The 25,861-nt window shown below is 47.2% G+C and carries 25 protein-coding genes and 1 riboswitch; of the genes, 6 read left to right on the forward strand and 19 right to left on the reverse strand.

Annotated elements, in window-relative coordinates; genetic code table 11:
* Nucleotides 1-127 precede the first annotated feature (127 nt).
* The 4 genes from ACZ5PW_RS05965 to satP form a co-directional block, all read right to left on the reverse strand.
* Nucleotides 128-1,369 carry a molybdopterin molybdotransferase MoeA gene (locus ACZ5PW_RS05965; protein WP_464558896.1) on the reverse strand — a complete coding sequence of 414 codons (1,242 nt, stop codon included), beginning with the start codon at nt 1,367-1,369 and terminating at the stop codon, nt 128-130.
* A gap of 143 nt (nt 1,370-1,512) precedes the next feature.
* Complete coding sequence (locus ACZ5PW_RS05970) at nt 1,513-2,223, reverse strand: molybdopterin-guanine dinucleotide biosynthesis protein MobB (RefSeq protein WP_464558898.1); 711 nt, start codon at nt 2,221-2,223, stop codon at nt 1,513-1,515.
* A 10-nt stretch (nt 2,224-2,233) separates the two neighbouring features.
* Nucleotides 2,234-3,112, reverse strand: coding sequence for an acetylglutamate kinase (argB, locus tag ACZ5PW_RS05975; RefSeq protein WP_464560373.1), 879 nt, complete (start codon nt 3,110-3,112; stop codon nt 2,234-2,236).
* 221 nt (nt 3,113-3,333) lie between these two features.
* Nucleotides 3,334-3,891, reverse strand: a complete 558-nt coding sequence (gene satP / locus ACZ5PW_RS05980) for an acetate uptake transporter (protein ID WP_464558900.1) — start codon at nt 3,889-3,891, stop codon at nt 3,334-3,336.
* Between the two features lie 483 nt (nt 3,892-4,374).
* On the opposite strand from satP, the gene ACZ5PW_RS05985 reads away from it, so the two are divergent.
* A complete protein-coding gene (locus ACZ5PW_RS05985) occupies nt 4,375-5,565 on the forward strand; it encodes a cation:proton antiporter (RefSeq protein WP_464558902.1) in 1,191 nt (396 codons plus the stop codon).
* Nucleotides 5,566-5,692: 127 nt separating this feature from the next.
* Complete coding sequence (locus ACZ5PW_RS05990; protein ID WP_464558904.1) at nt 5,693-6,049, forward strand: PilZ domain-containing protein; 357 nt, start codon at nt 5,693-5,695, stop codon at nt 6,047-6,049.
* 270 nt (nt 6,050-6,319) lie between these two features.
* Here ACZ5PW_RS05990 and ACZ5PW_RS05995 read toward each other — a convergent pair whose 3' ends face one another.
* Nucleotides 6,320-7,495: an MFS transporter gene (locus ACZ5PW_RS05995; protein WP_464558906.1), complete on the reverse strand. Its 1,176-nt coding sequence runs from the start codon at nt 7,493-7,495 to the stop codon at nt 6,320-6,322.
* Between the two features lie 143 nt (nt 7,496-7,638).
* On the opposite strand from ACZ5PW_RS05995, the gene ACZ5PW_RS06000 reads away from it, so the two are divergent.
* Nucleotides 7,639-8,334 carry an ion channel gene (locus ACZ5PW_RS06000; protein ID WP_464558908.1) on the forward strand — a complete coding sequence of 232 codons (696 nt, stop codon included), beginning with the start codon at nt 7,639-7,641 and terminating at the stop codon, nt 8,332-8,334.
* A gap of 194 nt (nt 8,335-8,528) precedes the next feature.
* Here the strand turns inward: ACZ5PW_RS06000 and proB are convergent, their stop codons facing one another.
* The 14 genes from proB to ACZ5PW_RS06070 form a co-directional block, all read right to left on the reverse strand.
* Entirely contained in the window at nt 8,529-9,671 is a 1,143-nt protein-coding gene (proB, locus tag ACZ5PW_RS06005) for a glutamate 5-kinase (protein WP_464558910.1), read from the reverse strand.
* Nucleotides 9,646-10,695: a GTPase ObgE gene (obgE, locus tag ACZ5PW_RS06010; protein ID WP_464558912.1), complete on the reverse strand. Its 1,050-nt coding sequence runs from the start codon at nt 10,693-10,695 to the stop codon at nt 9,646-9,648. Before obgE ends, proB begins: the two co-directional genes overlap by 26 nt.
* A gap of 404 nt (nt 10,696-11,099) precedes the next feature.
* Entirely contained in the window at nt 11,100-11,369 is a 270-nt protein-coding gene (gene rpmA / locus ACZ5PW_RS06015) for a 50S ribosomal protein L27 (RefSeq protein ID WP_464558914.1), read from the reverse strand.
* A gap of 33 nt (nt 11,370-11,402) precedes the next feature.
* On the reverse strand, nt 11,403-11,714 hold the full coding sequence (gene rplU, locus ACZ5PW_RS06020) for a 50S ribosomal protein L21 (RefSeq protein ID WP_319780839.1): 312 nt from the start codon (nt 11,712-11,714) through the stop codon (nt 11,403-11,405).
* Nucleotides 11,715-11,783: 69 nt separating this feature from the next.
* The gene (locus ACZ5PW_RS06025; RefSeq protein ID WP_464558916.1) at nt 11,784-14,909 is read right to left on the reverse strand and encodes a DUF5714 domain-containing protein; all 3,126 of its coding nucleotides are present in this window, start codon (nt 14,907-14,909) and stop codon (nt 11,784-11,786) included.
* 78 nt (nt 14,910-14,987) lie between these two features.
* Nucleotides 14,988-15,683, reverse strand: a complete 696-nt coding sequence (locus ACZ5PW_RS06030) for a ComF family protein (protein ID WP_464558918.1) — start codon at nt 15,681-15,683, stop codon at nt 14,988-14,990.
* Nucleotides 15,683-16,066 (reverse strand): response regulator, encoded by a 384-nt coding sequence (locus ACZ5PW_RS06035; RefSeq protein WP_464558920.1) that lies wholly within the window; start codon nt 16,064-16,066, stop codon nt 15,683-15,685. Before ACZ5PW_RS06035 ends, ACZ5PW_RS06030 begins: the two co-directional genes overlap by 1 nt.
* Nucleotides 16,056-16,661, reverse strand: coding sequence for a flavodoxin family protein (locus tag ACZ5PW_RS06040; RefSeq protein WP_464558922.1), 606 nt, complete (start codon nt 16,659-16,661; stop codon nt 16,056-16,058). The genes ACZ5PW_RS06035 and ACZ5PW_RS06040 overlap by 11 nt, the downstream gene beginning before the upstream one ends.
* A 409-nt stretch (nt 16,662-17,070) precedes the next feature.
* Entirely contained in the window at nt 17,071-17,700 is a 630-nt protein-coding gene (locus tag ACZ5PW_RS06045) for an MBL fold metallo-hydrolase (RefSeq protein ID WP_464558924.1), read from the reverse strand.
* Nucleotides 17,700-18,218 carry a nitroreductase family protein gene (locus ACZ5PW_RS06050; protein ID WP_464558926.1) on the reverse strand — a complete coding sequence of 173 codons (519 nt, stop codon included), beginning with the start codon at nt 18,216-18,218 and terminating at the stop codon, nt 17,700-17,702. The genes ACZ5PW_RS06045 and ACZ5PW_RS06050 overlap by 1 nt, the downstream gene beginning before the upstream one ends.
* Before the next feature lie 14 nt (nt 18,219-18,232).
* On the reverse strand, nt 18,233-18,811 hold the full coding sequence (locus ACZ5PW_RS06055) for a BAR domain-containing protein (protein WP_464558928.1): 579 nt from the start codon (nt 18,809-18,811) through the stop codon (nt 18,233-18,235).
* Between the two features lie 140 nt (nt 18,812-18,951).
* On the reverse strand, nt 18,952-19,224 hold the full coding sequence (locus ACZ5PW_RS06060) for a hypothetical protein (RefSeq protein WP_464558930.1): 273 nt from the start codon (nt 19,222-19,224) through the stop codon (nt 18,952-18,954).
* 255 nt (nt 19,225-19,479) lie between these two features.
* Nucleotides 19,480-19,583: riboswitch (SAM riboswitch) on the reverse strand.
* 314 nt (nt 19,584-19,897) lie between these two features.
* Nucleotides 19,898-20,068, reverse strand: coding sequence for a transcriptional regulator (locus tag ACZ5PW_RS06065; protein WP_464558932.1), 171 nt, complete (start codon nt 20,066-20,068; stop codon nt 19,898-19,900).
* Nucleotides 20,069-20,537: 469 nt separating this feature from the next.
* Entirely contained in the window at nt 20,538-21,092 is a 555-nt protein-coding gene (locus ACZ5PW_RS06070) for a helix-turn-helix domain-containing protein (RefSeq protein ID WP_464558934.1), read from the reverse strand.
* A 481-nt stretch (nt 21,093-21,573) separates the two neighbouring features.
* Here ACZ5PW_RS06070 and ACZ5PW_RS06075 point away from each other — a divergent pair, with 481 nt between their 5' ends.
* The 3 genes from ACZ5PW_RS06075 (at nt 21,574) to ACZ5PW_RS06085 (ending at nt 25,840) form a co-directional block, all read left to right on the forward strand.
* Nucleotides 21,574-24,270 carry a cation-transporting P-type ATPase gene (locus tag ACZ5PW_RS06075; protein ID WP_464558936.1) on the forward strand — a complete coding sequence of 899 codons (2,697 nt, stop codon included), beginning with the start codon at nt 21,574-21,576 and terminating at the stop codon, nt 24,268-24,270.
* Nucleotides 24,271-24,364: 94 nt separating this feature from the next.
* Entirely contained in the window at nt 24,365-25,312 is a 948-nt protein-coding gene (locus tag ACZ5PW_RS06080) for a DUF4198 domain-containing protein (RefSeq protein WP_464558938.1), read from the forward strand.
* A 333-nt stretch (nt 25,313-25,645) separates the two neighbouring features.
* Complete coding sequence (locus ACZ5PW_RS06085; protein ID WP_464558940.1) at nt 25,646-25,840, forward strand: hypothetical protein; 195 nt, start codon at nt 25,646-25,648, stop codon at nt 25,838-25,840.
* Nucleotides 25,841-25,861: the final 21 nt, after the last annotated feature.

Here is a 25,861-nt window from a genome sequence, read left to right on the forward strand (position 1 = left end):
GTAGTGATTGTTAGGGGGAAGCTTTATTTGATGCGCTTTGCGTTCGTTATTGCCTGGGCCTTGCCAAGGGAGACAGTAATCAAGGTTTGGAAATTATTGGTAACATGTTCGATAGCTAACGGCATTCTTATATAATCCAGACAGACACTTTATCTCCGGCATAAAAACCTTCCGTGTCCGCAGGAATAACCATCAGCCCGTCTGCCTGTATCATGGTCCTGAGCAGGCCCGATTTTCCGTAAACCGGAGAGGCGAGAGGGATGTTCCCTTCACGCGGAGTCAGTTTCATGCGTACGTAATCTTCACGCCCGGGTTTTGAAACTGTATTCTTTTCCAGTTCAGCTTGAATTGATGGGCGGTCAGAAGTTGAAAAAGCATCCGACTGTCCCATTATATGACGGATGAAAGGAATCACCAGCGAGAGCATTACCACCTGTACCGAGGTTACCTGCCCGGGAAGGCCGAGTACCGGTTTATTCCCGGCCCTTCCGAGAATGGTTGGTTTGCCCGGACTAATGGCAACACCGTGGGCCAGTATTTTCGAATCCGGCATGGCTTCAATGGCCTGTACGGTCAGATCTCTCATGCCTACCGAGCTGCCACCGGATAGAAGTACGAGGTCATTTTCTTCAATGGCTTTTGCAAGTGTGGATTGAAGTTTGCCCAGATCATCGCGAACTATGCCGTAATTCACAGCTTTCGCTCCGCCCTGATCCACCAGACAGCGCAGGGTGTGGGAGTTCACATCACGGATGGTCCCTACTCTCTGCGGGGCATCTATTTCTACCAGTTCATCCCCGGTGGATATTATTCCGATTCTGGGTCTGCTGTGCACCTGGACGTTACTGATTCCGAGGGCTGCAAGCAGTCCTATATCCTGGAAGCGGACTTTATGTCCGGCATTGAATACAGTCTCGCCTTTGGCAGCGTCTTCCCCCTTGAGCATGGTATGGTCACCGGGAGCAGAGGATTTGCGTATTTCAATTGTTCCCGCCCCAAGTTCATGCGTGTGTTCAACCATGACCACTGCATCAGCGCCGTCAGGCAGTGTTCCGCCAGTGGGAATGGCCGCGCATTCCCCGGAATTGAGAAAGAAATCAGGATTCTCATCCACCTTCAATTCAGCCCGGCATTCAAGGTATGCGGGGTTGGACTCGCTTGCTCCGAAGGCATCTCGGGCATTTACCGCATATCCGTCCATGCAGGAGCGCTGGGCGGGGGGCAGGTCTTCCGGTGAAACAATATTTTCACCAAGCACAAGGCCGAAAGCCTCGGCAATGGGAACGGTTTCAGTTCCGGTTGAAGGGAATGTTTTCAGCAGATCCTGAAACTCGGATCGGCTGATAATTTTGAAAAACTCGTGATTCATCTATCTAACTCTCGCAAGTCATGAATTATAAGGAAACCATAATTTGAGCAGTTATTTACAAAGCTATGCACAAATTTATATGAGATTTTGCCTTTAGTCTAACTGAGGTGCAAATCCGGTAATCAAAAAATGGGTTCAGGTTGCTAACTGCCATTTTTGATTTTTATTTCAATATCTCCGGGGACATATCCTTTAAGTTGCTTGAGCATGGCTGTTATCCCCGCAGAAAGTATGTCCGAGACAAAAGGGTTGAATCCCAGTTCGCTGCCGTTGCAGGTAATGCTCATGCTTCCGGCTTTGGCTTTGCAGCCTGAAACCCGTGCCTTTCCCGCAAGAATGTCGGCAACGAATTCCATACAGTAGTCACGCCCGCATTCGCCGCAGTTAAGTCCCGGCAGTATGAATCCCTTGTCCATGACCAAATCAGCGAGTGCTTCAACTTCTTCATCGGCAGGGGGATTATCACGGGTACAGGCAGGAATATGTTTAAGGGCAAGCTCCGGATAGAACTCCTTGTCGTCATTGTCTTCACGGACCATGATAACCCTTGGAAGCCACCCTACTTTATTGCCGCCTTCCATAACGATGACATCCACATCCATGAGCGGGACCAGATCCTGTACTGTACGTTCTTCATTCCAGGAAACAAAGGACTGGGAGGGAGAATATGCGGCTACTGAAGAGGCTGTTTTTTTATATGCTTCAGTGTCAGAACCTTCCGCTCCGTCAAAGCCGTGGTGAGAGTGTTTGACAACACCGACTTTCAGACCCCGTCTGTTGAGAGCCTCGACCAGAGCGAGGCCCATGGTTGTTTTTCCCGTTTTCTTTTTTCCCACAATCGCAATAGCTTTCATTGTCGTATCCCTAGGCTACAATTTCAGTTCCGATTCCGCTTTTGGTAAAGAGTTCCAGAAGCACACAGTTTTCTACACGCCCATCAATAATGTGTGCTTTTTCAACACCGTCATGAACAGCTTCGAGGCAGCAGGTAAGTTTAGGTATCATTCCTCCGGTGGCGATTCCGGAGTCTATGGCTTCGGCAGCTTCACGACAGGTCATGGATGAAATGAGATTTTTGTCCGCGTCGAGGAGTCCCTGAACATCAGTGAGAAGGTGCAGACGTTTGGCGTTCATTGCGGATGCAACAGCACCGGCCACGGAGTCCGCATTGATGTTGTAGGTTGATCCTTCTTCATCTACACCCACCGGAGCGATTACCGGAATGAAACCTTCAGCCTGCAGTGATTGAATCAGGGTTGTGTTGACCTCGGTCACTTCACCTACTTTTCCAAGGTCGATTATCTCGGGAGCCTTGGCTTCGGATTCGACCACAAGCTCCTTCTGCTCGGCCTTGATCAGCATGCCGTCTTTGCCGGAAAGCCCTACCGCTCTTCCTCCGTTCAGGTTGATCAGGTTGACGATCTGTTTGTTTACCTGCCCGACCAGAACCATTTCCACAACATCCATGGTAGCTGCGTCCGTGACCCGGTATCCACTCTTGAACTGGCTGTCGATATTCAGTGCGCTGAGCATTTTCTGAATCTGTGGTCCGCCCCCATGAACAACAACAGGGTTGATGCCGATATATTTCAGAAGAATTATGTTTAAAGCAAAGGCTCGCTTCAATGATTCATCTATCATGGCGTTGCCGCCGTATTTGATGACTATTGTTTCTCCGTAAAATTCTTTGATATAGGGGAGTGATTCAATGAGAAGTTTGGCCTTAGTGAAATCTCTTTCCATATCCATTTTATCTGTTCTCCTGAGAAGTTGTTGGACTTTAATTCAACCTGCTTTTGTTAGCACCAAGCACCATAAGTTAAAACAGGCTGGAGGGAAACCCCGCTTTTATTGGATTTAAAACCACATCACGAGAAAAGGCCGTGAACCCTGGCGGGATCACGGCCTTTTACTTCATGAGGATATGGTCAAGCTTTATAGAGGAATGGAAAAGCTCGAGTCTTTTAATCTCCGATAGGCAGTACGGTGCGGCCGAACTGTTCGTTAATAACTTCGGCCATTGCGAGATAGAATGCGGAAGCTCCACAGATAATGCCTTCAAATCCTGCTACGGTTCCGATGAATTTGCTGCCGGTGAAGTCGCGTACAGCAAGCAGAAAGAAGAGCAGGGTCAGTGAGGCGAAGATAAACTGAAGCACTTTGTTACCCCTTAGTGTTCCTACAAACATGAAAAGGGTGAACAGGCCCCACATTACGAGATACCAGCCCATAAAAGCGTGCGGTGTGGCTTCGGTCCAGCCGAGTTTGGGCATGATGATCAGGGCCACGAGAGTGAGCCAGAAAAGTCCGTAAGAGGTGAAGGCGGTGGTGCCGAAAGTGTTGCCTTTTTTAAACTCCATGATTCCGGCGATTACCTGGGCTATGCCGCCGTAAAAGATGCCCATGGCGAGAATCATTGCGCTGATTGGGAAGAAGCCTGCGTTATGGATGTTGAGCAGGATGGTGGTCATCCCGAAGCCCATCAGTCCTAAAGGGGCAGGATTGGCGAGTTTGGTTTCCATTGGTTTATCTCCTTGAGGTGGAATTTATCAAAAAACACGCTTTCCCAAAGGGGTCCCCTGCCTGTGTGGGGCAGGCAGGGGAAGGGTGGTTGGGTGCATGTATAGTGGAAATGCGTGTTTTGATTGCGAGGTAGTGATTGCTCATTCAACTATATCTAGTTTGTGAGAAAAGCAAGTTAAATATTGCTTTAATCAACATTTCTCTGTGTATGTCTCTGCGCATAATGAATGCCTGTTCAGAAGGTTTTGCTGATCAGATATTCAGTTTGCGCCAGACTTGTTGAAATGACGACATAAATTTCTACATAAATTCAGATCACTGAGTATTTAGTAGCACAGCTGATCTTTTATTAAAATGTATTTTGTGTAGACTTGATATAGGATTTTTGGAGAGGCAACAGTTTCGGGGCGAGGCTGTTTAATGTTATTGGGTAGTTAAAGTGACTTCTTGATATTAAAATATAAATTCCGGAGCGAAATATTTTGAGTGTATCTGCAACTGCTCTGATAAGTCTCGGCATTATGTTTCTGCTTGGAGTTGCAGCTGATTTTGTAGGACGCCGTACTCCTGTTCCCAGGGTTTCAGTACTTATTCTTTTCGGGCTTGTTGTTGGGCCTGCGGGAATTGACGTTCTTCCTGGGTCAATCAGTAATTGGATGCCCATTGTTTCGGATATTGCGCTGGCGGTTATAGGCTTCCTGTTAGGCAATTCCCTGAAAATGTCCGATTTGCGTAAGTTTGGAAAGGCTGTTTTTGCCATCTCCCTTTCAGTTGTATTGTTTACTGCAGTTCTAATGGGAATGGGCTTGTGGGTGGCGGGAATGGCACTTCCTTTGGCTGCAGTGTATGCCGGAATTGCTCCTGCAACCGATCCCGCTTCAACCTTCGAAGTCGTCCGCGATTCCGGTGGCAAGAATGATTTCTCAAAAATTCTCCTGCAGATAACAGCTATTGACGATGCCTGGGGCGTGATGTTTTTCAGTATCATTTTCGCTGTTTCCCAGCTGTTTGTTAATGGAACCGGATTGCACGAAGGTTTGATGACCGGGGGATTTGAAGTTTTAATTTCGGTTGCCGTAGGTGTTCTTGTGGGGATTCCCATGAGTTTTTTCACCGGACGTATTCAGCCCGGAGAACCCAGCCTTGCTGAAGCGCTTGGTATGGTTTTTATCTGCAGTGGAATTGCAATCTGGCTTGACGGGTCATATCTGCTTTCTTCCATGGTCATGGGAGCGGTGGTGGCTAATCTTGCACGACATCATGAGCGCCCGTTCTATGCGATTGAAGGAGTTGAATGGCCGGTAATAGTTCTTTTCTTCATTTTTGCCGGAGTGAGTGTCAGGATCGAGCATATTTCAGATAACTTACTTTGGGTTGTTCTTTACGTTCTGCTCAGGATGATAAGCAGAGTTGCGGGAGCGGTTGCCGGAGCCCGTGCCGGAGGCCGATCGTATCGGTTCGGTTTCTGGATGGGAATGGCCTTGATGCCTCAGGCAGGGGTGGCTCTCGGTATGGCTTTGACTGCCGCCCACCGGTTTGAGCAGTTCGAACCGATTGTTTCTGTGATTGCTGTTACTACGGTTTTTTTTGAAGTTCTAGGACCGGTCTGCACAAGTTTTTCGGTTCAAAGAATGAAGAATTATTACAGGGAAAACAGTGTCGGAGATGATTAAGCGGATGTGCAGCATGAAATAAGGCTATTTTTATCTTGTCCAATTGTGTTGAACGAAGGTAAAATTTTGATTAATAGGGAATTGGAGATTTTGTTCTTATTTTCAAATGATTTTATGGAGCTTGTTGATGGACCAGAATAAAAGACGCAGAACCCGAGTTCAGGCTGGTTTTACAGTAATGTTGCACAAAGGGGATACTGCTTCAGTGGCGGAGAGCCATAACCTCAGTTTGAAAGGTCTGCTTTGCGATCCGGTTGAGGGCTTTCAAGTGGGGGATGAGTGTGAAGTGTCAATTACTCTTTCCGAGGAAGCTGTGATTATGGTTAACGCCAAGGTTGTCCGAGCTGACAAGGGGGGGCTGGCTGTTGATTTCACCTCAATGGATGAGATGAGTTTCACCCATCTGAGAAGGTTGATTCAGTTTAACGCCCCTGATGCCGATTCCATTGATGACGAGCTTACTTCGCCTGCTTTTGATGCCTGAGAGCGGGGATGAAAAGGGCTGCGGGTTTGAAAAAGCATAATTCATAGGCCCTTGCGATTTTTCGTGCCCGAAGTGGTGAAAGACCGCAATCTATCATCCTGCAGTATATATGGAGCGGGTTGAATGTGTGCTCCATAAATTCTTTTAAGCCTACTTTCATTTTCTTACAGATCTTTATTTTATTGGTTCAAGTTTATTTTGCCTGACGGAAAGAAAAACAAATACCGCAAATTAAATTTCGGTCAATGATTCTATAAATAGCGCAATTTGTTATTCGGCTTCAGTTTTGAATCCTCTCAGATAAAGAACAGATATTGCGAACATTGACGCAGCTACAACTGCTCCAGCGTAAAAGACCGCGTTAAGTCCCATTCCAGAATAAATCAGTCCCATCATTATCGGGGCAATTGTCTGCCCCACCCTTAGAAGCATACCGTTTACTGACATGAAGACAGCCCTTTGTTCCATAGGTGCGATGGATGTCAGCATGGACATTGAATTAGGAAGGTTCAACCCCTGTCCCAGCCCGAATATACAGACCGGGATGATGCACCAGACGGCGGTATCTGAGCCGGGGAGCATTATCATTGAGATTGCGTAGGCAATAGCTGCAATGGAAATCAGACTGGGCTGTGAAATGAAAGCAGCCAGCCTGCCCATCTGTGACGCGGCAATAGCAGTAATGAAAGAAGCACTTGAAATAACCGTTCCGATTAACAAGGGAGAAGCTTCAAAGCGCGAGTTCAAAAGTATGGGCAGGTAAGTTACTATGGGGCCGTACAGGATAATGAAAGTGAGAAGTGAAAGGGCGAACAGGCTGAGCACTTCTCTGTTTTTCATTCCTTCCAGAGCCGCAGTCAGATATTTTCTGAATTCACCATCTGAGGATGGTTCCGGGTTTTCCAGTCTGAATGCAACAATCCAGGCCAGCGGCAGGGAAGTCAGCGAGAGTAGAAAAGGGGTATGCCAGCTGATTTGGGCCAACAGACCGCCAATAGCCGGAAAAAGGGCTGTTCCGATACTGAGAACCCCAGCATTCAGCCCCATGGCTTTTATCCGTTCGTTTCCAGTAAAAAGGTCACCGATAATGGTAAGGTTGATGACTCCTATTGCTGCGGCACCGATTCCCTGAATAAAGCGCAGCAGTAACAAGGTATTAAAATCAGTGATGAAAAAACATGCCGGGCCGGCAAGGCCGAAAAGTAGTAGAGCCGGAATCAGGATTTTTTTACGACCGAGTCGGTCCGCGAAAATTCCGGCAAGCGGGGCAAAAAAGATTCCCGGCAAAGTGAATACGGTGAAAATCAGTCCCACGCTTGAAGGGGAGATACCAAAAGTTTCAATCATAAGCGGCAGGGCCGGAATGATGCTTGAAACTCCCAGAACAGCCATCAAGGTGACAGCGAAAACTATCTGTAAATTCCTGTCTTTATATAGTGCTTGCATCAGCGAAAGGTCCTTTTCGGGATATTTTGAATTCCGAAAGCTACTCTCAATTGAACCGCTTAGCAACCGTAAGAAAATTGAAAATATGCTGGAAGATCATAAATCTATGGAATTACGGTCAACTGTGGGGTACTTATTAGTCCATGTTCAGATTATACCGGGTATTCAAATACAGTCCTTCTAAATTTACTGTACTGCTGGCTTTTCTAGTGTTGCAGATTTTTATCAGCCCCATAGCCGGGGATTCTCTTTTTTTGCAGCGGATATTATATTTCTACACTTATCTTGTGCTGCTTTCTGCTGTTGCGGCAGTCTCCGGCAGCCGTGGAAAGCTTTATGCATATTTTGCCCTGTTCGCGGTTTCATTAACGGGGTCAATTCTTTTTTTCAGAATAAAGTCACTTTTCTGGCTGGGAATAAGTGAAGCGGCGGATATGTCCATGATATGCATAGCTATCTGGGGGATTCAACAGTTCATGTCCCGGCAGAGCAGGGTCACCCGCGATCTCATTTCCGGGGCAATATGCATCTACATGCTGGCCGGTCTTGCATGGGCTGATGCGTATTCACTGTGTGAGATTTACAGACAGGGATCATTTTCCGGACTTGAAACCGATATGGGCATTTTTGCCATCCGCGGGACTCTTGCGTATTTCAGCTATGTCACAATGCTGACTGTCGGATACGGGGATGTTCTCCCTGTTTCGTTCATGGCCCGTTCGCTTGCTGTTCTGCAGGGGTTGTTCGGGCAGATGTATCTTGCAGTTTTTATTGCGGGAACCATTGGTATGTTTTTATCTCAGCGCAATGGAACTAATGATGTGCAGGAAAATCGCTAGCTGCAGATCAGTAGGAAAGGGTCGTTTACAATCTTTTTAGTAAAGCCAGATCATAATAAAAACAGACAAAGGACAAACCTTAACGGCTTGTCCTTTGTCTTAAATATACATTTCTATCAGACTGAGAGCGTGGCTGGATGAAAAAGCTTTGATATTATTCCCCCTTTTTCAAAAGGGTTTAAGCTTCTGAAATCTTACAAAGCAGCATCAAGCAGCAGGTTGTCCCGGTGAATTGCTTCAGGATAGGAGCATTTTCCTAAAATTGAATCAATCTCGGAAGATTGTCTGCCCATGATTTTGATCATGTCGCCGGAACTGTAACATGATAATCCCACAGCAAGGGACTTACCTGATTTATTGACCACCCGTACAAGTTCTCCGGCTCTGAATCTGCCGTCCACATCAATGACTCCCGCGGGCAGCAGGCTTTTACCGCCTGAAAGAAGTGCTTTTTCCGCTCCTTCATCAACTATGAGATCTCCGGCGGGATCACAGTGGTAAGCCAGCCAGTATTTGCGGCGGGAAACAGATTTATCATCAGGTACGATCCATGTCCCGCACTCTTCGCCATTGAAGACGCGTTCTATTATCATGCGGTCCTTGCCGGCGAGTATCAGTGTTGGAACACCGAGCTGCGCCGCTCTGTTGGCCGCACGCATTTTTGAAAACATGCCGCCGGAGCCGACAGCTGTTTTCCCGTCGCACATGGCGTCGAGGTCCAGATCATGGACATTCTCAATGCAGGTAAGCGGTCTGGCATCCGGATTTTTATCCGGATTTTTATCGTATACCCCGTCAGCGGAAGTGAGGTTGATGAAAAGATCAGCTTCCACCACGTTTAAAATAAGGCTCGCGAGGGTGTCGTTATCTCCGAACTCCAGCTCCTGAACGGCAACTGTGTCATTCTCGTTTATGATGGGAATTACCCGCCACTCCAGAAGCCTGGAAAGGGTGTTTCGGGCATTGAGGAAGCGGGAACGGTGCTTGAGATCGTCACGGGTGAGCAGCACCTGAGAAGTAACCAGCCCGAAGCGGCGGAAGGTTTCATCGTACTCATGCATCAGTCTGGACTGACCGATTGCGGAAGCCGCCTGACGTGCAGGCAGGTCATCTAGTTTGGCTCCTTCCGGGATGGAGTTGCGCCCGGCAGCCACCGCACCGGAAGAAACCAGCACGATATCCACTCCTCGCTCATGCAGCGTGGCAAGCTGATCGGCAAGGCGGCAGATCAAACCGAGGTTGATTCCCTCGGAAGTGGTCAGTACCGCGCTGCCAATTTTTACTACAATTCGTTTAGCGTTTTTAAGCGTCTCAGTCCTGTTGCTGGTCCTGCTCATCTGCTTCCTCTTGATTCATAGCGTTGAATCTGTCCCACATATCTTTGAGGAGGGCCTTCACTCCGTCATCGTGGAGGGCAGACATGAAATAAACTTTCTGATCCGCTTCCTCAGCCTTTGCTTTCAGTTCTGCAAGGTCTTCTTCGGAAAGCAGGTCGATTTTGTTGATTACCCGGAGCTGTTTTTTAATTGCAAGTTCTTCATCAAACAGGCGCAGCTCATCGTCAAGCATGTTGAAACCTTCAAAGGGGTCTTCCAGGCTCAGATCTTCGGCACTGAGTATGTGAACCAGGAATCTGGTACGTTCCACATGCTTAAGAAAGCGGTGTCCCAGTCCCTGTCCTTCACTTGCGCCTTCAATGAGTCCGGGAATGTCGGCGATAACCATCTTGTTGCCGAAATCGTTTTCAACCACGCCCAGATTGGGAACAAGAGTGGTGAAAGGGTAGGCGGCAATTTTAGGTTTCGCTGCCGAAACCTTGGAAATAAAAGTTGATTTACCGGCGTTCGGCAGACCTAGCAAACCTACATCAGCAATGATCTTGAGCTGCAGGCGGATTCTTTTCTCCTCGCCGGGAAATCCTTCTTCGGACTGGCGCGGAGTCTGGTTGGTGGAGGATTTAAAGTGGATATTTCCACGTCCGCCGTCACCGCCTTTGCATATGACTATTTCACGGCCTTCTTCGGTAAGGTCGGCAATGAGTTTTTCACTGCCGTCTTCTGGGTCAACTTCATATACAAGGGTCCCCATGGGCAGATCAACGATCATGTCGTCAGCGCCTTTCCCGTACTTGTCGCGGCCCTGTCCGGGTTCACCGTTCTTTGCATCGTAAACCCTTTTCAGGCGGAAGTCGTAAAGGGTAAGCAGTTTGGGACTGGCTCTGAAAACAAGGTCGCCACCTTTACCGCCATCTCCGCCGCTGGGACCGCCCTTGGGCAGAAAACGTTCACGTCGGAAGGCCACACAGCCGTTGCCACCCTTGCCGGAGCGGACTGTAATTGTTGCTTCATCAATAAATTTCATAAGTAATACCTCAGTATGCCTCCGGCGGCATCGCTGTGCTCAACATCCGCAGGACTAGAAGCTGAGCTTCTTGTTTGACGGAGGTAAGGTTTCCGAGGGCGCTTTCAGCGGGATCAAAGGAGCATTTATTATGCTATCCATATTCTCCAAATTTGAAGCAGTGCTTCCTGTTCAGGGAATAAAGGGTCTTTGGGTCCCAAGTTGGCTTTTGCTGATTATGTTCAGTAAAAGAGCAGGGAGGATAGGAATCATCTCCCTTGGAAATCTGCCTGAAAATATAAGCAGAGAGCTCACACGTCAATAACGCCTGAGCTTGGAAAAATTAAAAAAAGCCCATACACGAAAAGGCAGGGGACGCATAAGTTAATGCGACCCCTGCCTGAAGAAAAGCTTTCGCCTAAATTTTAGGCTTCTGCAGGAACGATGTGTACTCTGGTTTTAACACGGTTTTTGCGAATGTACTTTTCGTACTTCACAACACCGTCAACAAGAGCAAACAGAGTCCAGTCTTTTCCGGTGCCTACGTTTTTACCGGCGTGAATTTTGGTTCCAACCTGGCGAACGAGAATGTTGCCAGCGAGAACTTCCTGACCGCCGAAACGCTTCACACCACGTCGTTGGGCATTACTGTCGCGACCGTTTTTCGAGCTACCGCCCGCTTTCTTATGAGCCATGATTAGTCTCCTTAGTAGGTTCTGTCGTCAAGCTTAAGCCTGGATAGCTTCAACTTTGATTCTTGTGTAGTCCTGACGATGACCCTGTTTGGTCTGAGAGTCCTTCCTGCGTCTTTTCTTGAAAACCACGATCTTTTTGTCACGACCGTGTTCAACAACACTGCAGGAAACCTTAGCGCCTTCTACATAAGGAGCACCGATTTTAACGTCTTCGCCCTGACCGATAAGAAGAATTTTATCCAGATCGACTTTTGTGCCTGCTTCAGCGTCCATCTTCTGGACATTGAGTTCCAGACCTTCTTCAACGCGGAACTGCTTGCCGCCAGTCTCAATTATTGCATACATTTTTACTTACCTCCGTCACGTAAGAGAAAGGGAAGATATTCGTATCCGGGTGGAAAAGTCAAGTAGGTTTTACACTTTTTTTGCAGAATCTACAGCAGGACCCAGCAACTGGATGACAGGAGACTCATTCCCTTTATTATTTCGAATGACAGGACAGTTTCTGCCCATGCATTCCTTATTTGTTTTCATCTGGTCACACAGTATATGCGCATCCGCCTTTAGACGCAAGCCCAGCACTTCTTTCGAAACCTGTGCAGCGGCTTTCAGGGCAAGCCATGAATCCCGCTGGCAGCAGCGAGCGGCTTCAATATCAGCAATTAACTTCAATGCGGTGAGAGTTCCTTTTTGCGCTATTGATCTTTTCTCAGCAGTTAGAGGGGTCGCTTCAAGGATGGCACTCATTGCAGCGCCTACCCCGATGGCAGCACCGCAGACACCCATGAAACCGCAGAATCCCCCAGCAACTTTTGCTCCCCGGGAGATTGCTGTTTCAATTACCTTGTTATCAATATCACCGCCGCTGTTGCGGTAGGCTGTCGCTATAATACCGGGGACCATGGCGTGGTGTTCAGGACCATGCATGGGAATGGCCGGATGGTTGCGGACCTTCTTCAGGAGGTCGATCATATCTGCTTCAGTGCTGCTTGTAAGCAGATGAGGGAGTATCTCCATTCCGTCTTCACTATGGCATGAATCGCAGACAAAGTGACCCGTGGTGCAATGGGCATTTGCCTGCTGTTCCTGACCGCAGAATACACATTTCATATCCCGGTATTCGGTCATATATTCAAGCTGTGCACCGCAAACCATGCACCCCGTGCTGTTTTTTAGCCCTGATAGTTCCGCAGCATTCTGGGTTGTTATATCCTGTAGTGGGGGAATTATTTGCTGCAGGGCATGGTCTTCGGGTTTGTCAAAAGAGTCTGGAGTGGGACAGCAGCAGGATGAGCCGATAAAAATATTATCCACTGCTCCTTCTTCATTTATGATGAATACCTGCTCGCCGAGCAGTTCCGCTTCATGTCTGGAAAGATTTTTTACTGAACCGGGAATCAGTATTTCACCGCTGGAAGTCAGGGCGGTTTCAAGCGGTCCCCTGAAAACGGTTTTGACTGTTTCATTCTTTGCTGGCTTGTAGGCCGCAAATGTGAGCGAGTAAAATTGATGGCCTCCCACAGTACGATATGGGAAGCGCTTGATGATTGTTAGCGACCCGAACCCTGACTCTTCAAGAAGTCCAATCAGGTTTTTCTGGGTCTGGGCTCCGGCTATGCACTCACCGTGCAGGGTGTCGTCATTGCGTATTGCCGGGCCCGGTTCTGTTTCGCAGACAACATCAGAAATGGTCAGTCTGCCGCCGGGCTTTAGAATCCTGAACATTTCACTGAAAGTCTTGCGCTTGTCCGCAGAGAGGTTGAGCACGCAGTTTGAGAGCAGGAGATCGGCTGTATTGTCTTCAAGGGGCAGCTTTTCAAGGTACCCTTTCCGGAAATCCATGTTGTCATATCCCAGATTCTCGGCAACGGCAGTCTGGCCCTCCCGGGCATACTGGAGCATGGGATCAAGCATGTCTATTCCGGTTACCTGTCCTGCCCTCCCGCAAAGTCTGGAAGCGATGAAGCACTCGATTCCCCGTCCGCTTCCAAGGTCAACCACATGCTCCCCGGGCTGGATATCAGCGTCCATAACCGGTGACCCGCATCCGTAGCCCCGGAAACGGTGCTTTTCTGGGATATGGTCCATGAGTTCGGGATCGTAGCAGGCCGGGTTGAGGATATCTTCCTTGGCGTTGTCTGCTGCCTCGGTGTAAAAGTCTTTGACCACTGACAGACTGTCTTTGCCCGCAACAGCAAGCAGGCAGTTTGTATGGGTCATTGCTACGGGACCGTGGCCTGAGCACCTGTCCAGCTTGTCTCCCATTTTCAGCAGCAGGCCTGATGATTCCTGCCTGCGGGATTGGGCCGCTTTTCCAGTGATCAGTTCAAGAGCCAGTTTTTCGTAGATTTCGCTGTAAGGGTCATCACCGCAGAAGGTTCCGCTGTGCATGTAACTGTGGTCTGTGTCTCCGCCGCCGTGGAAAAACCTGAAAGGGGATTTAAGGTTTTTGCAGCTCACGGAACGGATTTCATTTAGCACGTCGCTTTCTTTCCATGTTTTTTCAAGGGATTCGGAAAGGGGAGTGGCGAGTTTTTCAATTCCGACAGTCGCGGCCGAAGGGTAAACACAGTTGTCCGGGCCGACTGCAAGGGCTTCCCATCCGGCGGTGGAGCCGTCATGGATAGTACCGCAGGGGGCGAAAATCATGTTCTTGACCGCCTCAATATTATCGATAGTCACACCTGTGCGCTCTCCGGCTTCTTTCGCCTCCAGCAGGTGTTTATAGATAGTGCTGATCTTGGCAAACTGTTTGGATTCTCCACGCCCGCGAATGAAATACCACATAAAATGGATATTGGAAGCTCCTGAACGGGCCGCAAATTCTACAACGTCCTTCATCTCCTTTACATTGGATTTGGTTACGCACATGGAGATTGTGAAGGGAATTTTATTGTGGGAGAGCCATTCCATGGAATTCTCAAGGGCGGAAAACATTCCTCTGCCCCTGATCTTGTCATGTGTTTTGCCGATACCGTCCACACTTATCTGGAGGTGTAAACGGTTGAAGTCGTAGCTCTTGTCAGTGAAAAAATCTTCAACATTCAGGCCGTTTGTAAGGATGGCAACATGGCAGTCCTTTATACCCAACATGCTGCTGATTATTTCATGCGCTCCTTTGTGCACCAGAGGCTCTCCCCCTGTAAGGGCGAACATTCTGCAGCCAAGCGCGTTAGCTTCTCCGGTCAGCTTCAGGACCCGCTCTGTTGATAATTCCCGTTTTTCATGGGGGGATGAGGCGAACAGGCAGTGTCTACAGGCCATATTGCAATTGTCTGTCAGGTGAAACCACATTTCATGGAGTCTGTCTGTCTTCAGAAGTTCGGATCTTCCCGGATAATCCGCCTTTGACGCATCAGGCAAGCGCATCAGGAAACGCCTGTCTTCAAGGCACGGGGCGGTATCTGGATTGGTTGTAATCCTCTGCAGCGCTGTATCTCCTGCGGTATTGGGAACGAACCAGTCCGGAGATTCGGCTCTCAGGTAAACGGGTAAATCATTATGGGTGAGACGGGTCCACTCAGATATATTGAAAGACAATTTAAAGGCTCCTTGGATATATCATTTTACTACGCATTATATGGCGCAGACAGTCAGGCATGCAGCATACTTTGGATTTTAAAACAGTGCTAAAGCCAAAACCATAACTTCTACCTCTGCGGCACCGGAGTCAAGCAGAGTACGGGCGCATTCGTCCGCTGTTGATCCTGTTGTGAAAACATCATCAACAAGCAGTATCCTTTTACCTGAAACAACTTCATTGTCCGCAGTGAAGGCCTTTAGAAGGTTTTCACGTCTTTCACTGCCGGAAAGAGTACTTTGCGCAATGGTTTTACGGACTCTCTTAAGTGCACTTAGACCGACAGGAATTCCGGTTGAGTCTGAAAGGCTTTCCGCCAGAACAAGGCTCTGATTAAATCCCCGTTTGAGAAGCCGTGAACGGTGAAGCGGGACCGGGATAATCAGTTCCGGTAAAGGCTCTTCCGGTATCTTGGTTCCAAGTTCTTTCATCATGCAGCCGAAGACGGAACTGAACTCCAATCGGCTGTTGAATTTCCATGCGGTTATCATTTCGCGCATTGTTCCTGAGTAGGAAGCGTAGCAATATATATTGCTGAAGTGAAACATGCCATAGTGTTTTTCAAATTGTCTGTCGCGGGGGGACCGTTCAATGCCGGAAGAACATGATGGGCACAGAAAAGATGTTTCCTTGTGGACAGATCTGCACAGAGGACAACGCTTTTCCCTGAAAAGACCTGTCACTCTTTCCCGAACTTGTCCGGGAGAAAAATGGGACAGAATTGATTTGATCATCAGTTCAGAGTCTTATGTCTTTTGTTGATGATATTCAGAAGTTCATCTTTACGGAGAGGTTTCAGCAGAAAAGAGTTGAATCCTGCTTCAAGGCAGTTGGAAAGTAGAGTTGCGCTGTCATCCGCGGTCATGGCAAAAGATGGAGTTTTCATACCTTCCCCGCGCATTTTTTTCATTATTTCGATTCCGTTCATGCCCGGAAGATTTATGTCCATAAATATCAGATCGTAATTTTCAGAAATAAGCTTCTGGTGTGCTTCACTCCCGGTTTCCGCAAAATCCGGTTCTATGCCTATCTGGTTTATATAAGTCTTCAAAACCAGCCTGACTGGCTTGGAGTCCTCGACCACAAGTATTTTCATATCGGATATTTTACTTGTCATCTCTGTTTTTCTTCCATGCCTGTTTTCCGGCTTCAATTATTTCGCTGCATTTGTCCGCATCGTTTCGAAGATCTCCGGGCAGGTCTATTCCTTTGAAAGTTAGGGCGGGTTGCAGTTTCACTTTGAAAAAAAGCAGGAAGAACTTGAGAGTCAGAAGGGATCCTTCAAACAGTTTTTCCCCTTTTGGCCTTCCGGCCATCAGGCATGTGTAGGCAGGGCGTTCAGGCAGGGAGGATACAACAGAAGAGGAATTCTGCATGGCTTCAAATCCCCACTGTCCTCGATCAATGAATGTTTTCAGACGTGAAGGGAGGTGGTAAAAATAAATTGGGGAGGCAAAAAAAGTGAAGGGTGCATTCAGGATTTTTTCAAATAAATCCTGTGCGTTGTCTTTTTCCGCAAATATGCAGAGGTGGTTCTCGCTGGTGCGGCATTTCAGGCAGCCGGAACAGGGGGTGAAGTCCATCTCCCCCATCAGGACAATTTCCGCATCACCGCCTTCCCTGCGGATGCCTTCCAGAAAAAGGTCCGCGGCATGATCGCTGTTGCCATTACGGTGATGGCTGCATTTAAAAATAACCGGTAGTTGGCTCAAATCGTTATTCCTGATTTTTACGTGGGGTTATTCTGGTGAAAACCGCCCGGATGTGCCCTTCTTCTTCATGGGTAAGCAGATTCCATTCAGGCAGAATTTCCAGTTGATGATACAACTGGGCAACTGTTCCCGTGTCCACAAGAGCAGTTATTTCGTCTGTCTTGGCAAAACGGAGGTACCAACCTACCTCCAGTCCTACTCCTCAGCACTTGTTGCGGACATCTACAATCTTTTTTCCTGACATTGTTGACCCCTCAAGTTTAAAGGTTCACAGGCCGATATCCGGCGTGTTTAGAGTGAATCGGACCTAATCACCATATTTCGGTGAACTGTGTGTTAGCTTAGGATAAACCAAAAATCCCCCGCTGTAAAAAACAGCGGGGGGAAAAGAGTACTGTTTTATGATGGTCTAAATCTGCAATCCACTGAAGAAAGGATTGTGATTAACTTCATCTCCGACAGTCGTCTCGGGACCATGTCCGGAGTATATAACAGTTTCTGCGGGCAGGGTAAAAAGTTGCTCCCGGACTGAGCTGAGAAGCTGGTCGGTATTTCCGTACGGGAAATCGGTTCTGCCGATGGAGCGGCGGAAGAGTACGTCTCCGACAAACGCCGCCTTGAGCTGGGGAAAATAGAAACTCAGGCTGCCGGGAGTATGTCCCGGAGTGGAAAGAACTTTGCATTCTAGACCGATAAGCTCGGTGTCACCTACAGGCATATTTTCGGTTTCGAAAGGGTCCACTGTGGGGAATCCCATGATGCCGCCACGGCCTACCTCTATGTCCATAAGAACCAGATCATCATCGGACGCATAAATCTTTTTACCGCTGAGGTCCGCCAGTTGGCGGTTGCCGTAGATATGGTCGAAATGCAGGTGGGTGTTAAGAATGCGGTCCAGCTCGACACCGTTGCTTTTGAGGTAGGAAACAGGTCCGTCCGGCTCTCCTCCAGGATCAATCACCAGTGCTTTGCCTTCATTTACAACCACATAACAGTTGGTCTGCAGCGGACCTAAGGGGTATACTTTTATTTCACTCATTAATATTCCTCCAACATCAGTTCTGAAAGTTCCTTCCGGCTTGAACTGCCTTTCTGGTCCGGGTGACCCAAGGCGATTACTGCCTGAAGTTCATATTTATTTTTGTCTATGTTCAGTGCTTCCAGAACCTGATCTTGCTGATTTATGATTTCGCCGAGCCAGACAGTTCCAAGTCCCAGCGAGTGGGCTGCGAGCATCATATTCTGGATGCAGCCGCCTACTGCCTGATGGTCTTTCATCTCGTTGTACATTTTGTCTTTATCCAGAAAAAGACAGATCAGCACTTTGGCTGCCCTTACGACATGGCCGTACTTGGTCAGTTCTGCAAGAGCCTCTGTGCGTTGGTCTTCGTCTTTGATGACCAGAAATTTCCAGGGCTGGTTGTTAAGACCGCTGGGAGCCCATCTCCCTGCCTCAAGTATGATTGTCAGGTCTTCACGGGATACAGGCTGTTCTGTGTATTTTCTGATTGAGCGTCTTTCAAAAAGAGCATTTAAAACGGGATTGTTCTCTCTCATGTTGTTTTCTCCGTTTAGAATGGAACACCTCGGAAGATGTTGATTTTGTCGATGGCTCGGTCGAATTCTTGAGGGTTGAGTTCCTTGTTCAGGTCGTTGTCAAAGTCCTCGAATTTGATACGAAGCTTCATTTTCTCAGCTTCTTCTTCGTCAATTCTGCCATCCTTGTTCATATCTGCTTCTTCAAATGACGGAAGAGGTTCACGCACTTCATAGTTGTCAATGATAGCGCATTTTATGTGCCGCCCGTCTGTGTCCATTGTCACATCAATGAAAGTGCCGGGTTCGATGTACAGTTTGGTGCAGGTGTCTCCGGACCAGAGGTCGATTCCGTTTGAATCCTCAAGGGCCAGTTTGATTTTAGCTCTGTCGCCTTTCTTATCAAAGCAGTCCTTGTTGTAAAGGGCGTTGCAGGTGCATTCGGCTATGGTTCTGGGTTTGATGCGCCCGAATTTATAGTCGTTTGATTTGCCCCAGACTCTGATAATTCCGTCTGTGTGGTTGATGACAGTGAAAATCTTTTCTCCTGCGAAAGCGGACGTTGTCGCCAGAAGCAGCAGTGCGGTAAAGAAAAAAGTGAACCTGATAGTCATGGTTATCTCCCGGATATTATAGTTGTCCTGTTTTTAAGCGCAGACGTGGTTAATTGCAAGAGAAGCAGCAAAATAAAGAAAGCCCTTCCCGGTCGAAGGGGAAGGGCTTTGGTATTGAGAGGTTGGTCGGTGGAAAGAGTTTAAACCAGCTTGCCGAAAGAGAGTATTATGTTCTTACGGTAGGTACGGTTTTTCCAGACCTGTTCCGGACCGTCTTCAGCAATTTCTTTGGAAAGTATTTTGCGAAGTTCGTTTTTCTGGAATTCTCCAAGCCTCAGTTCGCTGATATCCCCAAGCAGAGTCAGCGGGTCGGAATAGTCAGCTGGAAACTGTTCATCCGCGCTGTCTTTACAGAAGAAACAGATTGTACCGGAGTGGTAATTGCCTGAAGCTTTTTTTACGATGTCTGTCATTGGTTTTTCTCCGTTTTTGCGTCCTGCTTCCTTAAAGAATGCCCTGAAGCAGTTGGCGCCTGATAATTCTGCCTCGCATTTTTAGTGCTAAGCAAAATTTTCCTTGTCCGGGCATTTTAGCTGCATCTGTTTTTAAGGTGGGATCGCAAGTATCCATAAATCATCCCACCAGAGTTCCTGCATGAGCGGAAACCCCATAAACACAAAAAAGGCATCTCCTTTTGGAAATGCCTTTTTAGAAATATATCTAAAACCCTCTCATGGACCCTGTAACAGGGCAGGCATTGGCACCTTGCTTTTGTTCAGGCAGGTTGCCGGATGGTCTTCGGGCCATTTCCCTCGCATCCTCTTCATGAGTTCAGTTCTGTATGGAACTGTTGTCTTTTTTGATTCAAAGAACGTAAAACCACAATATTCACGGCGGTCCTGCCCGTCAACATCTTTTTCGTGTAATGTTAGAAAAAGATTTGGATATCAAAAATCAGGCTTTCTATTGATATAGCCATACGGGGGGAACTGTCCGCCCGCTTGATCCCCGAGGAAACAGAGTCTTAATTTATCTGTTTAAGCTGTGGTCTTTAATTCAGTGTCTACAATAATATGGCGAGGGAAAATAGTTCAATTCCCTCACCATATTTCCAGTCTTCAAGACTGAAAACCTGTCAGTCAGATATTAGCAGGGCTCGTAATAGCAGCGTTTAGGGCTGTGAACCTTTCCCTCTTCTCTCAGCTTCTTGATAGCTTTTGAGACCTCTTTGGATTCTTCGTTGATTGCCTTAGCCACATCACCGGGGCGAACCGGTTTGCCTGCTTCTTTCATAGCCTGAAGTACTTTGTCCTGCATATTTATCTCCTTCTGTTAATCTTGTTGGTAACTATTACTATTAATTTTTGTGCTTCAGGTCAAGTTGAATTTAATAAAAAGGTCAATTCAAATAGAATTAAGTTTCAATGGTGGGCGGTGCAAGGATTATGTCAGGGTTCTCGCTTTGAATTTCTGGTCCTTGTCTGGAGGCAATGTCGACAACTTTGAGTCTGATGACAAGGTAAACATTCCAAGATATTTGAAAAGTTGCGAAAGCCTGGTGCAGGGAAAACTCCGGGGCGAATAGAAATTGAGATAAGTGAGTACCAGCTTCTTGCCTCAAAAAGCTGATGCTCTCATCGGCGCTTATAGCTTTACGGAGGGTGATTATTAAAAATCACATTTGGCTTGGAAGGTAGAGTTTATATAGCTGCTGTCTGGGATAAATGTTGGCCATCATTCAGCCAAGGATAAATTCAGATTGAATAAGGAGCTTGCAGGATAAAGATTATGCCCCATAACTTATCTGCATGATTATCTTCGCGGTGTCTTGGCCGATGTTTTTATATTCATGCGGGCAGTTCGCCTGAAATTGAAGGAATTGATCTTCTTCAATAGTCAGTTCTTTTTCTTCGATGGTCATCTGAATTCTTCCGCTTTTTACGAAGATATATTCATGGACGTTTCCTTCATGCGGTTCACCATGAAAGATGGTTTCCGGGTCAATTTCAACATAATATGTTTCAAAAGCCCTTTCGGGATCGAAGGGGATAAGAGGGTAAAGGCGGTAGTGTCCGTCTTTTTCTTCCAGCGGTTTTTCTGCAGTGAAAGATTTCACTTCAACTTCAACATCTGGTTTGCGTAGCAGAGCAGTGAAAGAAACACGAAGTCCGTTGGCTATTTTCCAAATGGTGGCAATGGTCGGGCTGGATTTACCATTCTCGATCTGGCGGAGCATGCTTTTGCTTACTCCGGTCAGATTGGAGAGTTGATCGAGGCTGAGCTTACGCCCTTCTCTTATACTTTTTAAATTATGTGCAATAGCACTACCTATTTGATTCATATAACGCTCTTCTTGACAATATGTTGTTCGTGGTGCAATATCTTGTACATATGGATGTTAAATTGTAGATTAAGGTCGGTCAAGTTCAGTTTTCAAATAAGCCCTTTTTGTATCGCTTATGGGAGGACAACTTATTTTCAATGAATAAATATTTCAGATAAATTCTGTTGCCGCTCGATTATCCTGAGCAGAACCGATATACTTAAAGTTGAATAAATAGAGCAAAAGGAAAGCCCGGCATTGTTGCTCGGCTTAAGCCTGAAAATTTACCCCGCCAGTTTTCTGCCGGGGTATTTTTTGTTCAGGAGTCCTATCTTCGAGGTCAGCACTGCTTGTCATGAGTTCCGGCAATTTTTAGCAAAACATCGTATTCAGGTGAAATGTTGAAAAAAATATTGACAGCAGCTCCCCATTATTCCAGTTTATCATTTGAATCATATTTTTAGTTTGGATTTAATACACTGATAAATCAGGAGAAGATATGGAAACATTACTAGATAAGCATTGGCATCATATGAAAACAGATGAGGTGCCTTCATTTCTGGATGTTGATGCGGAAAAAGGGCTGGATGAGTTCGAAGCCAGTCAACGGCTGAAGAATTTCGGAGAAAATGTAATTTCCGGCAAAAAGGGAAAGAGCGACCTGGAAAGATTCATTCTGCAGTTTCACCAGCCGCTGGTGTACATCTTGATAGTTGCGGGCCTTGTCACCGCATATTTAGGTGAGTGGGTTGATTCACTGGTCATTCTCGGTGTCGTCCTTGTTAATGCAGTGGTTGGATATCTACAGGAGTCCAAGGCTGTTAAGGCGCTTGAATCACTTTCTTCAAGCATGAGTACCGAGGCAACGGTGCTAAGAGCCGGTGAGGCTGTGCGGATTCCGGCGGCAGAAGTTGTTCCCGGCGATATCGTGATTTTAAGATCCGGTGACAAGGTCCCGGCAGATTTAAAAATTCTGGTAAGTAAAGAATTACGGATAGACGAGTCTACTCTTACCGGAGAATCCCTTTCCGTTGAAAAAGGCACTGGGACACAGGCAAAAGACACAGTATTAGCAGAACGCACTTCAATGGGATACGCCGGAACGCTGGTCAGTTACGGTCAGGGGCGTGGGGTAGTTGTTGCTACCGGAAATAAGACTGAGATAGGCCGGATATCAGGGCTTATTGACTCAGCGGATGAACTAGAAACTCCGCTGACAAAAAAGATCACCCGCTTCAGTCATATGCTTCTTATCGCCATTCTGGTGATGGCGGCGGCGTCTTTTGTTTTCGGACTTATGCGTTCTGAACCCGCCAATGAGATGTTCATGGCAGCTGTAGCTTTGGCAGTAGGCGCTATTCCCGAGGGACTTCCTGCAGCGGTAACCATTATTCTGGCTCTCGGGGTATCCCGTATGGCAGAGAGAAAGGCGATCATTCGTAAGCTCCCCGCTGTTGAAACATTGGGCGGAACCACAGTCATCTGCTCTGATAAAACCGGTACTCTCACTGAGAACCAGATGACGGTACAGGAGATAATGAGCGGGGATCTTTTATACGAAGTTTCCGGAAGCGGATACGGTTTTGAAGGTGAGGTAACTGAAAAAGGAGGGGGTAAATCTTCCAATAAAGCACTTGAAGAGTGTCTTCGTGCCGGACTGATCTGCAATGACGCTAAAATAATCAATAAAGACGGACGCAGTCTTGTAGAGGGAGACCCTACCGAAGGAGCTCTCATAGTATCCGCTGCAAAATTCGGGATGAACAGGGAAAAGGAAAATGCCGATTTCAATAGGGTTGATGAATTGCCCTTTGAATCGGAATGGCAGTATATGGCCACAGTCCACGATCACGGTGAATCCCGTGTTGCTTATATGAAAGGGGCCGTGGAGAAAGTAGTTGAATGCTGCGCCGATGCAATGCTGGCTTCAGGCGAGAAAGGTAAGGTGGATCTTGATGCCATCGTCAAGGCTCAGCATGAAATGGCGGCCAAGGGATTGCGCGTTCTTGCTTTTGCCATGAAAGAGTTGCCGCCGGATGGCGGGGTGGTCCGGGCTGAAGCCTGTCTGGGCATGACTTTTGTGGGCCTTCAGGGAATGATTGATCCTCCGAGAGAGGAAGCCAAGGCAGCTATTGCGGCCTGCCAGAACGCCGGGGTCAAAGTCAAAATGATTACCGGAGACCATGCTTTGACCGCTGAAGCCATAGGATTCCGGCTGGGTCTGCGTGGCGGTGACTGCACAATCGGAGAAGACTGCCCGGTTATGACCGGAAAGGAAATTGCTGAGATCAGTGACAGTGAACTTACCGACAGGGTTGCGGGAATTCCCGTTTTCGCGCGAGTCTCTCCGGAACAGAAGCTGCGTCTTGTGATGGCTCTTCAGAAAAGAGGGCATGTCTGCGCCATGACTGGAGACGGGGTTAACGATGCTCCGGCTCTGAAGCAGGCAGACATAGGAATCGCAATGGGGATTACCGGAACCGAAGTTGCCAAGGAAGCTGCGGATATGGTTCTCACCGATGATAACTTTGCAACTATCGAAGCTGCGGTTGAAGAAGGCCGCGGGGTCTTTGCGAACTTAGTTAAATTTATCGCCTGGACTCTGCCCACCAATGCCGGTGAAGGGCTGGTTATTCTGACAGCTATCCTTTTCGGTGCGACTCTGCCTATTTTACCCGTCCAGATTCTATGGATCAACATGACTACTGCAGCATTTCTGGGCATGATGCTGGCTTTTGAACCAAAAGAACCGGGAATAATGGAGCAGCAGCCCCGTGATCCTGACCGTCCCATTCTGGATAAGATAATTCTTCGAAGAGTGGGAATTGTAAGTGTGATGCTTTTGATTTGTGCCTACGGCCTTTTCAAGTGGGAACTGCTAAACGGGGCAAGTATAGAAAAGGCGCGGACCATGGCTGTGAATGTCTTTGTAGTTGTTGAGGGTTTTTACCTCTTCAACGCAAGATCATTCAGCCGCTCTCCATTTGAACTGGGCATAACAACCAACAACTGGGTTATCGGTGGATTTTGCGCTATGATGATCTTTCAGGCCCTTTTCACCTACGTCCCGGTAATGAACAGCCTTTTTTCAAGTGCTCCGATTGATTTATTCGATTGGGTAAAGATCGCTGCATGTGGGCTTCTGGTCTATTTTATTGTGGAGTTCGATAAAAAGAGGACTCCTGCTGAAGTTTAGCAGTGTTAAGCCATGTGACTTTAAATTAAGGCCGACTTAGCGTAGTCGGCCTTTTTCTTTTTTCGAGTCCAGTTCTGAGAAAGGTTTGCACCCGATGGATTTATTTTGTGGAACTTCCCAATCTGATTGGTTTAATATTGTGTTGAATTTGAAAATGGTTTTCTATATCTTTGTTCGGTTTGTATTCATAAAAGGAGACATCTCGATGTATAAAAAACTGTTTTCATTGTTTATTCTTTTGTCATTCATTGTTCCAGCGGGCGCTTCTGCTCATTCTCTGTATATTCAGGCGGGTCGGTACGAAGTGGTGGAGGGTAAAAAATCGCCCTTGTTTTTCTGTTATGGGCATCACATTCCGGTCGATGATGCAGTACGTGGAAAAAAGTTGCAGTACATAAAAATAATCAATCCTGAATTAGAGGTGACGAATATTGACATACGAGATGAGAAGTCCCTTCATTCCTATCTTGTCGAATATAATACTCCTGGAACATATGTACTTACCGCCGCCACAAATCCCGGTTTTTTCACAACATGGTTTGATAAGAAAGACCGTAAGAGGCATTCCATTAAACCAATGAGCATGGTTATCGATAAAGCTTCAAAGATTGACTACAGTCTGCGCAGCAGTCAGTGGACCAAAACCTATGTTGTGTGTGAGAATCCATCAGCAGTATTTCCTGCTAAAATAGGACTGCCTCTGGAGTTGGTCCCATCCAGTGATGTGAATACTTTGAAAAAAGGTGAAACGCTGATTATGCAGGTTTATGCCGACGGAAAACCCTATAAGGGAAAAGGGTACTGGGATGCGACATATAATGGGTTTTCGACCCAGCCGGAAGATATGTTTATTCCCCGCCGAGAGATAAGCGGTGGAAAAATTGAGTTGCCTGTAGATGTGGCCGGGCGTTGGTTTGTTCGTTTCTACACGAAAATACCGCCTGAGCAGGAAAGCAGGGATTACACACTTGAAAAGAAAACAACTACCCTTGTTTTCGAGTTGCCAAATGAGCGTCGAAGACCCAAGGCCGACAGCCATTAGCTCGATATTTTAATAATTTGGATGGCATAATCGTTAATGCCCTGACAAATCCCCGTAAAGGTTTCTTACCTTTTCGGGGATTTTTTCAATCCCTTGAAAGAGTAAAAACAATTACACTTTGAAGTGTTGTTGTGCTAATCTTAATCATCCTTACCGGTTCGATGCAGGAGGCTGTCCTGGTGAAGATGAAAGTTATTCTTTTGATGCTGTTTTTTTTGTTAGCCGCCCCCGCTGCTGTTCAGGCCGGGAAAAATAACTTGCAAGGCTATGCATGATCTATCTTCAGTGCAGCGCTTGCCGATAATCAGCCACTGGAGGATTACAGCAGGAGATATGGGCAGTGATCAAGAAAATGTACGCAGTGCACTGCAGAATTTGAAAGACCCTGTTATCGGACTGGTTAAGGTCTATTGCAGACCTTTCAGGCCTTATTCCCCCGAAAACACAGATGCGCATGAGACTCTTGATGAAGAAAGTTACACGTTCGGGAAATATAACAGCGAGGGCAATATCCTTCTTGTTCATTAAATACGCAGAATAGAGGTGTTG

The organism is Maridesulfovibrio salinus (assembly GCF_055394525.1).

What these genes read in the sequence shown, in the direction of transcription:
- ACZ5PW_RS05965 (WP_464558896.1), bottom strand. Translation starts at nt 1,369, where the DNA reads ATGAATCACGAGTTTTTCAAAATTATCAGCCGATCCGAGTTTCAGGAT.
- ACZ5PW_RS05970 (WP_464558898.1), bottom strand. Translation starts at nt 2,223, where the DNA reads ATGAAAGCTATTGCGATTGTGGGAAAAAAGAAAACGGGAAAAACAACC.
- argB (WP_464560373.1), bottom strand. Translation starts at nt 3,112, where the DNA reads ATGGAAAGAGATTTCACTAAGGCCAAACTTCTCATTGAATCACTCCCC.
- satP (WP_464558900.1), bottom strand. Translation starts at nt 3,891, where the DNA reads ATGGAAACCAAACTCGCCAATCCTGCCCCTTTAGGACTGATGGGCTTC.
- ACZ5PW_RS05990 (WP_464558904.1), top strand. Translation starts at nt 5,693, where the DNA reads ATGGACCAGAATAAAAGACGCAGAACCCGAGTTCAGGCTGGTTTTACA.
- ACZ5PW_RS05995 (WP_464558906.1), bottom strand. Translation starts at nt 7,495, where the DNA reads ATGCAAGCACTATATAAAGACAGGAATTTACAGATAGTTTTCGCTGTC.
- ACZ5PW_RS06000 (WP_464558908.1), top strand. Translation starts at nt 7,639, where the DNA reads ATGTTCAGATTATACCGGGTATTCAAATACAGTCCTTCTAAATTTACT.
- proB (WP_464558910.1), bottom strand. Translation starts at nt 9,671, where the DNA reads ATGAGCAGGACCAGCAACAGGACTGAGACGCTTAAAAACGCTAAACGA.
- obgE (WP_464558912.1), bottom strand. Translation starts at nt 10,695, where the DNA reads ATGAAATTTATTGATGAAGCAACAATTACAGTCCGCTCCGGCAAGGGT.
- rpmA (WP_464558914.1), bottom strand. Translation starts at nt 11,369, where the DNA reads ATGGCTCATAAGAAAGCGGGCGGTAGCTCGAAAAACGGTCGCGACAGT.
- rplU (WP_319780839.1), bottom strand. Translation starts at nt 11,714, where the DNA reads ATGTATGCAATAATTGAGACTGGCGGCAAGCAGTTCCGCGTTGAAGAA.
- ACZ5PW_RS06030 (WP_464558918.1), bottom strand. Translation starts at nt 15,683, where the DNA reads ATGATCAAATCAATTCTGTCCCATTTTTCTCCCGGACAAGTTCGGGAA.
- ACZ5PW_RS06035 (WP_464558920.1), bottom strand. Translation starts at nt 16,066, where the DNA reads ATGACAAGTAAAATATCCGATATGAAAATACTTGTGGTCGAGGACTCC.
- ACZ5PW_RS06045 (WP_464558924.1), bottom strand. Translation starts at nt 17,700, where the DNA reads ATGAGTGAAATAAAAGTATACCCCTTAGGTCCGCTGCAGACCAACTGT.
- ACZ5PW_RS06050 (WP_464558926.1), bottom strand. Translation starts at nt 18,218, where the DNA reads ATGAGAGAGAACAATCCCGTTTTAAATGCTCTTTTTGAAAGACGCTCA.
- ACZ5PW_RS06055 (WP_464558928.1), bottom strand. Translation starts at nt 18,811, where the DNA reads ATGACTATCAGGTTCACTTTTTTCTTTACCGCACTGCTGCTTCTGGCG.
- ACZ5PW_RS06060 (WP_464558930.1), bottom strand. Translation starts at nt 19,224, where the DNA reads ATGACAGACATCGTAAAAAAAGCTTCAGGCAATTACCACTCCGGTACA.
- ACZ5PW_RS06065 (WP_464558932.1), bottom strand. Translation starts at nt 20,068, where the DNA reads ATGCAGGACAAAGTACTTCAGGCTATGAAAGAAGCAGGCAAACCGGTT.
- ACZ5PW_RS06070 (WP_464558934.1), bottom strand. Translation starts at nt 21,092, where the DNA reads ATGAATCAAATAGGTAGTGCTATTGCACATAATTTAAAAAGTATAAGA.
- ACZ5PW_RS06075 (WP_464558936.1), top strand. Translation starts at nt 21,574, where the DNA reads ATGGAAACATTACTAGATAAGCATTGGCATCATATGAAAACAGATGAG.
- ACZ5PW_RS06080 (WP_464558938.1), top strand. Translation starts at nt 24,365, where the DNA reads ATGGATTTATTTTGTGGAACTTCCCAATCTGATTGGTTTAATATTGTG.
- ACZ5PW_RS06085 (WP_464558940.1), top strand. Translation starts at nt 25,646, where the DNA reads ATGGGCAGTGATCAAGAAAATGTACGCAGTGCACTGCAGAATTTGAAA.